A 6719-nucleotide genomic window follows, 5' to 3' on the forward strand; every position below is an offset into this window, starting at 1 on the left:
GAGGACACCCCGTGAACATGTCCCGACTGCTCGTCGCGCTCGCCGCCCTGCTGCTCACGCCCGCCGCCGCTCGCGCGGAGGGCGGGTGTGAACAGTGGATCGCCCCCGCGCTCGCCGAGGGCCCCGTCACCTTCGGCTTCCTGTCCGCCGATGTCGCCACCGGCCGCCGTGCCTGCCCCCGCACCGAGGTGGGCTTCGGTGTGCAGGGCAGCGCCATCATCGAGACGCAGAACCTCTATGGCGCCGTCACCGGCGCGGGCCTGCTCTCCGGCAGCTTCGCCGTGCGCCCGGACCTGGAGATTTTCGCCACCCTGGAGGCGCTGCGCTTCCAGTACGTCCAGAACGCCAGCCTCACCGGGACGCGCATGTCCCTGGGGCAGCTCACCGTGGGCGGCACCTACGTGGCGCTGGCGAGCGGCGCCTTCGTGCTGTCCCCGAGCGTGCGGCTGCAGCTGCCCACGTCCTTCGCCAGCCCGAGGACCCGCACCCTGGGTGCGGAGATTGGCGCCGCCGCGCTGTACCGGCCGACGAACCGCTTCGAGGTGCACGGGTACGCGGGTGTGGACGGCTCCCTGGGCCTGGGGGCCGCGGATCCACTGCCCCAGGCCGGACTCCTGGTGAATGTGGGCACCGAGTACGCGCTCTTCAGCGGCTTCGCCGCCGTGCTGGATGCCAACGTGCACTTCGGCCACCGGGCCGCGCTGGACTACGTGGCGCCCGCCGTGGGGCTTCGCTTCCGCGCGGGCGAGCACTTCGGCGCGGAGCTGGGCGCCAGCCTGCCCGTGCTCGGCGCCGAGCGCGCCCTGGCCGCCGGCGGGCTGAAGCTCACGTACCGGATGTAAGTCATGAGGGAGGGCAGGTGTGCCCAGGAGCTTGTCCCTGTCCTCCCGGACCTCGTGCGCATCGGCTCAAAATGTGGGAATCTCGACATCGTCAGCTTCATTGGGGAATTCCCACTTTTGAGACTTCTCGCGCCGTGCGGTCCAGGCCGGTCTTCCGGCAGAGGACTGGAACGCCCGGCCTCGAACGAAATCAGGTCGCCCGGTTGCCATGTCGTTCAGCTCTCCTCGCGCACCGCTGGCCCGTTCGACGCTCATCCACATGGGTGCGCGCATCGGGGTCATCGTCGCGCTGACGACCCTCTTCAGCTACCTCCACATCCTCAACACCCAACGTGGCGAGGCGCGGATACGGTTGGAGCGCTACATCTCGGAGCACAGCCAACGCGAGCAGGCCATCTTCCTGCTCGCCGAGGACAACCAGTCCGTCATCCTGAAGGCCCTGGCGGAGCGGCTCAACGCCCGCGCCCCGGAGGACGTGAGCGCCCGCTTCGAGCGCCTGTTCGTGTCCCTGCCCGACGGCACGGTGCGCAACCGCGCCGAGAGCTTCGACGGCACACGAGAGCCGGGTGTCCTGGTTCCCCAGGGAGTCCGGCTCGACGAGGACCTGCGCCAGAGGATCCTCGCCGCGTATGACGTGATCTCCCAGTTCGGGCCCGCCTTCCATACGCGCTTCGCGAACACCTACATCACGCTGCCGGAGGGGCCGCTCATCATCTACTGGCCGGAACAGCCCAACCTGAGCCTGGAGTCCGCACCGAACTTCCTGGGCACGCAGCTGGCCTTCTTCACCATCAGCCGCCCCGACCAGAACCCGGAGCGGAAGACGACGTGGACGGGGGCCTACTACGATCCGGTCTCCCACGAGGCGATGGTCTCGGTCTCCACGCCCCTGGACCTGGAGCGACGCCATGTCGCGACGATCAGCCAGGACGTGTTGCTCGCGGGGATGATGGCCCGCCTCCAGAAGGACACCATGCCCGGGGCGTACAACCTGCTCTTCCACGACGACGGGCAACTCATCACCCATCCCAAGCTGAAGCCGCAGGACCTGGGCAGCGAACACAACATCCTGGACGCCGCGAAGCAGCCCGGGGGCGAGGGAGCACCCACGTGGGCGGTTTCCGAGAAGCAGCGGGTCCACCTGCGCGACATCTTCGAGCGGGTGAAGAACCGTCCACCGGGTGTGTCCGTGGTGGAGCTGCCGGAGCATGACGAGTTCCTCGCCATGGGTCAGTTCCAGGGCCCCGGCTGGAACTTCGTCACCGTGTTCCCCGAGACGCTGGTGACGAAGCCGGCCGCCCAGGCCGCCCGCTACGTCCTGTTGCTCGGCAGCATCTCGCTCCTGCTCGAGCTGGTGATGATGCACTGGGTGCTCAAGCAGCAGATCTCCATTCCACTCCAGTCCTTCACCCAGGCGACCGATCGGGTGGCCTCCGGTGACTTCAACGTCGAGCTGAACACGGCGCGACGGGACGAGCTGGGGCAACTGGCCCGCGCCTTCCGCCTCATGGCCGACAAGGTGCAACGGCGCGAGGAGGAGCTGCGCCAGGCCAACGAGAGCCTGGAGCAGCGCGTGGAGGAGCGCACGCGCGAGCTGCGGGACATCCACCATCAACTGGTGCAGACGGCCCGGCGCGCCGGCATGGCGGAGATCGCCACCAACGTGCTGCACAACGTGGGCAACGTGCTCACCAGCGTCTATACCTCCGCGCAGCTCGCCAAGGAGCGCATGGAGGAGATGCGCCTGGAGCACGTGGGCCGCGTGGCCACCCTGCTGCGGGAGAACCAGGAAGACCTCACGGGCTTCGTCACCCGGGACGAGCGGGGCCAGCACGTCCTGCCCTTCCTGGGCAAGCTGGGACAGAACCTGGTCGACGAGCGCAAGGAGATCGTCTCGCTGCTCGACGACGTGGGCCGCTACACCGAGCACATCGGCGACATCGTCAAGGTTCAACAGAACTTCGCCCGCACGCCCCGCGTCCACGAGCCCGTGCAGCTGGCGGAGCTGGTGGAGGACGCGCTGCGCATCAACTCGGCGGGCCTCGCCCGTCATCAGGTGAAGGTGGTGCGGCAGCTGGAGCCGCTCCCGCCCGTGCCCACCGACAAGCACAAGACCCTGATGATCCTCGTCAACCTGATCAGCAACGCCAAATATGCCCTGGATGCGGTCGCCCCCGACGAGCGGTGCTTGACGGTGAGGCTGACGCGGACCGGAGCCAACCGCGTCCAGATCGAAATCCACGACAACGGGAAGGGCATCGCGCCGGAGATGCTCACCCGTATCTTCCAATACGGATTCACCACCCGCGAAGACGGGCATGGCTTCGGCCTGCACTCCAGCGCCATCGCGGCGCAGGAGTTGGGTGGCGCCCTGACGGCCCGCAGTGAGGGGCCAGGACGAGGAGCCACGTTCACGCTGGAGATGCCCTATCTCGCGGCTCAGGAGGCGGCATGAGCAACACCTCAGACAGACGACGCATCCTCATCATCGACGACTCCGAGGCCATCCACACGGACTTCCGGCGCATCCTCAACCCGGAACAACGCCGGAGCAGGAACGACCTCGACCAGCTGGAAGAGGTGCTCTTCGGCCCGGCTCCCTCCCGTGCCTCCACGCTCGAGGAGTCCCTGTTCGAGGTGGAGTCCGCCTTCCAGGGGCAGGAGGGTGTCGCCAAGGTGCGCGAGGCCGAGGCGACTGGCCGCCCCTACTCGCTGGTGTTCCTCGACTACCGGATGCCGCCCGGGTGGAACGGCGCCGAGACGCTGAGGCATCTGCGGACGGTGTCACCCGCGCTGCGCGTGGTGCTCTGCTCGGCCTACTCCGACTATTCGTGGGCGGAGATGCTCCAGAAGTTTGGCGAGCACCACTCCCTGAGGGAGCTGAGGAAGCCCTTCAACGGGCAGGAGGTGCGCAAGCTGGCCCTCTCCCTCACCGAGCAGAGAGACACGCCTTAGGTTCGAATCCCCGGGGGGAAGAGCAGGTGGGCAGCTCTCCTCCTGAGCCATGAGGAATTTCCGCGACCTCCCTGGCGTCCATCAGGGATGCCCCATCCGCCGGTCCAGGAGGCGACATGAGCAACTGTCCGAGCAAGAAGCGAATCCTCGTCATCGATGACTCCGAGGCCATCCACACGGATTTCAAGCGGATCCTCAACCCGGAGCAGCGCCGGAGCCGGGGCGACATCGACATGCTGGAGGAGGCGCTCTTCGGCCCGACGCAGACTCGCGGCAATGCCTCCGCCGAGCCGGATTTCGAGGTGGACTCCGCCTTCCAGGGGCAGGAGGGCGTCGCCAAGATTCGCGCCTCCATGCAGAACAACCAGCCCTACGCGCTGGTGTTCCTCGACTACCGGATGCCGCCCGGTTGGAACGGAGCGGAGACCCTCCGGCGTCTGAGGGAAGTCGCCCCCTCGTTGCGCGTGGTGCTCTGCTCGGCCTACTCCGACTACTCCTGGGCGGAGCTGGTCCGGGAGTTCAGCGACCTCCAGTTGCTGAAGGAGCTGAGGAAGCCCTTCAACGGCCAGGAGGTGCGCCAGCTCGCCATCAAGCTCACCGGAGAAGACGACGATCCCTCTCACGCCCCGACGTGAGCCCCTCAGGGGCGCGGCTCGGATCGCCGCGAGAGCCAGTAGCGCTGACGCTGGAAGGGATAGGTGGGCAGGAGCACCCTTCGCCGCTGATAGGGCGCATCGAAGGCCGCCCAGTCCACCTCCAACCCCCTCACGTACAGCGCGCCCAGCGTCTTCGACAGCCGCGTCCAGTCCGCTTCGCTCGGGGTGATGGGGACAACCTCGTCGCCCTCGCCGAGCCCCGGTCCGGTGCCCACCAGCGGCAGCTTGCGCACAGCCAACCGCAGCCCCTCCTCCAGGCCCAGGACTCCCGAGTCCACCGCCGCCACGTACTCGCCCACGCCCCGGCCCGTCACCGAATGGGGAACCACGCCCCACGCCCGCCACATCCGGGCCAGTGCCCACTCCACCGCGAACACCGCCGCCCTGCTGTACGCCTCTTCCTTCGACAGCTCGGACCCGGAGCCATACATCACCTGCACCAGCGGCTTCTCCAGCACGCCCTTCAGCGCGTCCCCGCACTTCTCCAGCGCTTCACGGAAGACAGGCTGCGTCTCGTACAACGACCTGCCCAGCTCCGAGGACCGCTCCCCTTCCCCGCCGAAGACGAAGGCCACGGCCGGTGACGGGGTACTCGCGCGTCCCGTCCATAGCCCTTCGCCCCCGCGTCCCGCTTCCGCCGCCAGGAGTCTCTCGCGCAGCTGTTGCGTGCCGCCGCCCACCACCGCCAGCCGGTGCTCGAAGTGGGCCCGTCCCGCCGCGGCCGTGAAGCACACGTCTCCCGCTTCCGCGTCATTCGTTGCCAGGAACCGGGCGTAACGGCCCGCCTGGGCTCGCAGGGCCTCCTCGCTCCGAGCCGAGAGCACCAGCACGTGCTCGGACCGCTCCTTGTCCCGCTTCACTTCCGCCAGGGGTGGCGCTTCCTCCAGCACCACGTGCGCCAGGGTGCCCGTCCGCCCGTAGGACGTCACCCCCGCGATGCGCCGGCCCTGCGTCGGCTCCCACGCCGTCCGCTCCACCGGCACCCTCACGCCCATCCCCTTCCAGTCGATGAGCGGGTTGGGCTTCTTCAGGTGCAGGTGCGGCGGCAATTGCTTGTGACGCATCGCCAGCACCACCTTCATCATCCCCACGACGCCCGAGGCCGCCTCCGGATAGCCGATGTTCGTCTTCACCGAGCCCATCCACAGCGACTCCCCGCCCTTCCTCCCCTCCTTCAACACCGACCACATCGCCTCGGCCTCGATGGGGTCTCCCATCGCCGTCCCCGTCCCGTGTGCCTCCAGGTAGCTCACCTCGGAGGGAGACACGCCCGCGTTCCGCAACGCCTCACGGATGACGGCCTGCTGTGCCACTCCATTCGGTACCGTGAACGAGCTGCTCGGACCGTCATGCCCCACCGCCGAGCCCCGGATGACCGCCAGGATGTTGGCCCCCCGGGCCCGCGCATCCGACAGCCGCTCGAGCACCAGCACGCCACAGGCCTCCGCACGGCCATAGCCATCCGCGGAGGCATCGAACGACTTGCATCTCCCATCCGGAGAGAGCGCTCCGCTGCGGGAGAGATAGACACTCGCCTCCGGCGAGAGGATGAGGTTCACCCCCGCCGCCAGCGCCATCGAGCACTCGCCATTCCTCAGGCTCTGGCTGGCCAGGTGCACCGCCACCAGCGATGACGCGCACGCCGAGTCCAACACCACGCTCGGTCCCTGAAAGCCAAACAGGTACGACAGCCGCCCGGAGATCGCGCAGTTCGCTCGCGCGCCGATGAAGTAGGGATCGATGCCAGCCAGGCCCTCCGCGTTCAGCGCGAGCTGCCCATAGTCATTGTTCATCACCCCCACGAAGACGCCCACGCGCTCTCGCCTGGTGCGCACCACCGCGTGCCCCGCCCGCTCCAATGCCTCCCAGGCCACCTCGAGCACCAGCCGCTGCTGCGGATCCATGCTCTCCGCTTCTCGTGGCGAGATGCCGAAGAACCGGGCGTCGAACCGGTCCACGTCCTTCAGGAAGCCTCCGCGCCGCGTGCGGATCTTCCCCGGAGCCTGGGGATCCGGATCGTACAGGGCCTCGGCGTCCCAGCGGTCCGGCGGAACCTCACCGGTCGCATCCACCCCCTTCACCTGCAGGTCCCAGAAGTCCTCCGGGCTCTCCACGCCTCCCGGCAGACGGCAGGCCATGCCGACGATGGCGATCGGCTCCCGACGGGCGGCCTCGGCCTGCTCCAACCGGGCCTCCAGCTTGCGGATCTTCACCAGCTGCTGCTGCAGCAACTGGCGATAATTGATCTCCTCGGACATCTCCGCTC

The 6719-nt window shown here is 68.3% G+C and carries 5 protein-coding genes; 4 read left to right on the forward strand and 1 reads right to left on the reverse strand.

The annotated features are described in order from the left end of the window. Positions 1 to 17 precede the first annotated feature (17 nt). From JQX13_RS48225 to JQX13_RS48240, 4 genes are all read left to right on the forward strand, one after another. Entirely contained in the window at positions 18 to 842 is an 825-nt protein-coding gene (locus JQX13_RS48225; RefSeq protein WP_203406124.1) for a hypothetical protein, read from the forward strand. A gap of 208 nt (positions 843 to 1050) precedes the next feature. Further along, complete coding sequence (locus JQX13_RS48230) at positions 1051 to 3297, forward strand: sensor histidine kinase (protein WP_239014314.1); 2247 nt, start codon at positions 1051 to 1053, stop codon at positions 3295 to 3297. After that, positions 3294 to 3797 carry a response regulator gene (locus tag JQX13_RS48235; protein ID WP_203406125.1) on the forward strand — a complete coding sequence of 168 codons (504 nt, stop codon included), beginning with the start codon at positions 3294 to 3296 and terminating at the stop codon, positions 3795 to 3797. Before JQX13_RS48230 ends, JQX13_RS48235 begins: the two co-directional genes overlap by 4 nt. Positions 3798 to 3913: 116 nt before the next feature. Beyond that, positions 3914 to 4432 carry a response regulator gene (locus tag JQX13_RS48240; RefSeq protein ID WP_203406126.1) on the forward strand — a complete coding sequence of 173 codons (519 nt, stop codon included), beginning with the start codon at positions 3914 to 3916 and terminating at the stop codon, positions 4430 to 4432. 5 nt (positions 4433 to 4437) lie between these two features. On the opposite strand, the gene JQX13_RS48245 is transcribed toward JQX13_RS48240, so the two are convergent. After that, positions 4438 to 6711, reverse strand: a complete 2274-nt coding sequence (locus JQX13_RS48245) for a type I polyketide synthase (protein ID WP_203406127.1) — start codon at positions 6709 to 6711, stop codon at positions 4438 to 4440. Between the last annotated feature and the right edge of the window lie 8 nt (positions 6712 to 6719).

Origin of the sequence: Archangium violaceum (genome assembly GCF_016859125.1) — a bacterium.
Classification (GTDB): Bacteria; Myxococcota; Myxococcia; order Myxococcales; family Myxococcaceae; genus Archangium; species Archangium violaceum_A.

Excerpts from the sequence above, each read along its gene's own strand:
- JQX13_RS48235 (WP_203406125.1), top strand. The coding sequence starts at position 3,294 with ATGAGCAACACCTCAGACAGACGACGCATCCTCATCATCGACGACTCC.
- JQX13_RS48225 (WP_203406124.1), top strand. The coding sequence starts at position 18 with ATGTCCCGACTGCTCGTCGCGCTCGCCGCCCTGCTGCTCACGCCCGCC.
- JQX13_RS48245 (WP_203406127.1), bottom strand. The coding sequence starts at position 6,711 with ATGTCCGAGGAGATCAATTATCGCCAGTTGCTGCAGCAGCAGCTGGTG.
- JQX13_RS48230 (WP_239014314.1), top strand. The coding sequence starts at position 1,051 with ATGTCGTTCAGCTCTCCTCGCGCACCGCTGGCCCGTTCGACGCTCATC.
- JQX13_RS48240 (WP_203406126.1), top strand. The coding sequence starts at position 3,914 with ATGAGCAACTGTCCGAGCAAGAAGCGAATCCTCGTCATCGATGACTCC.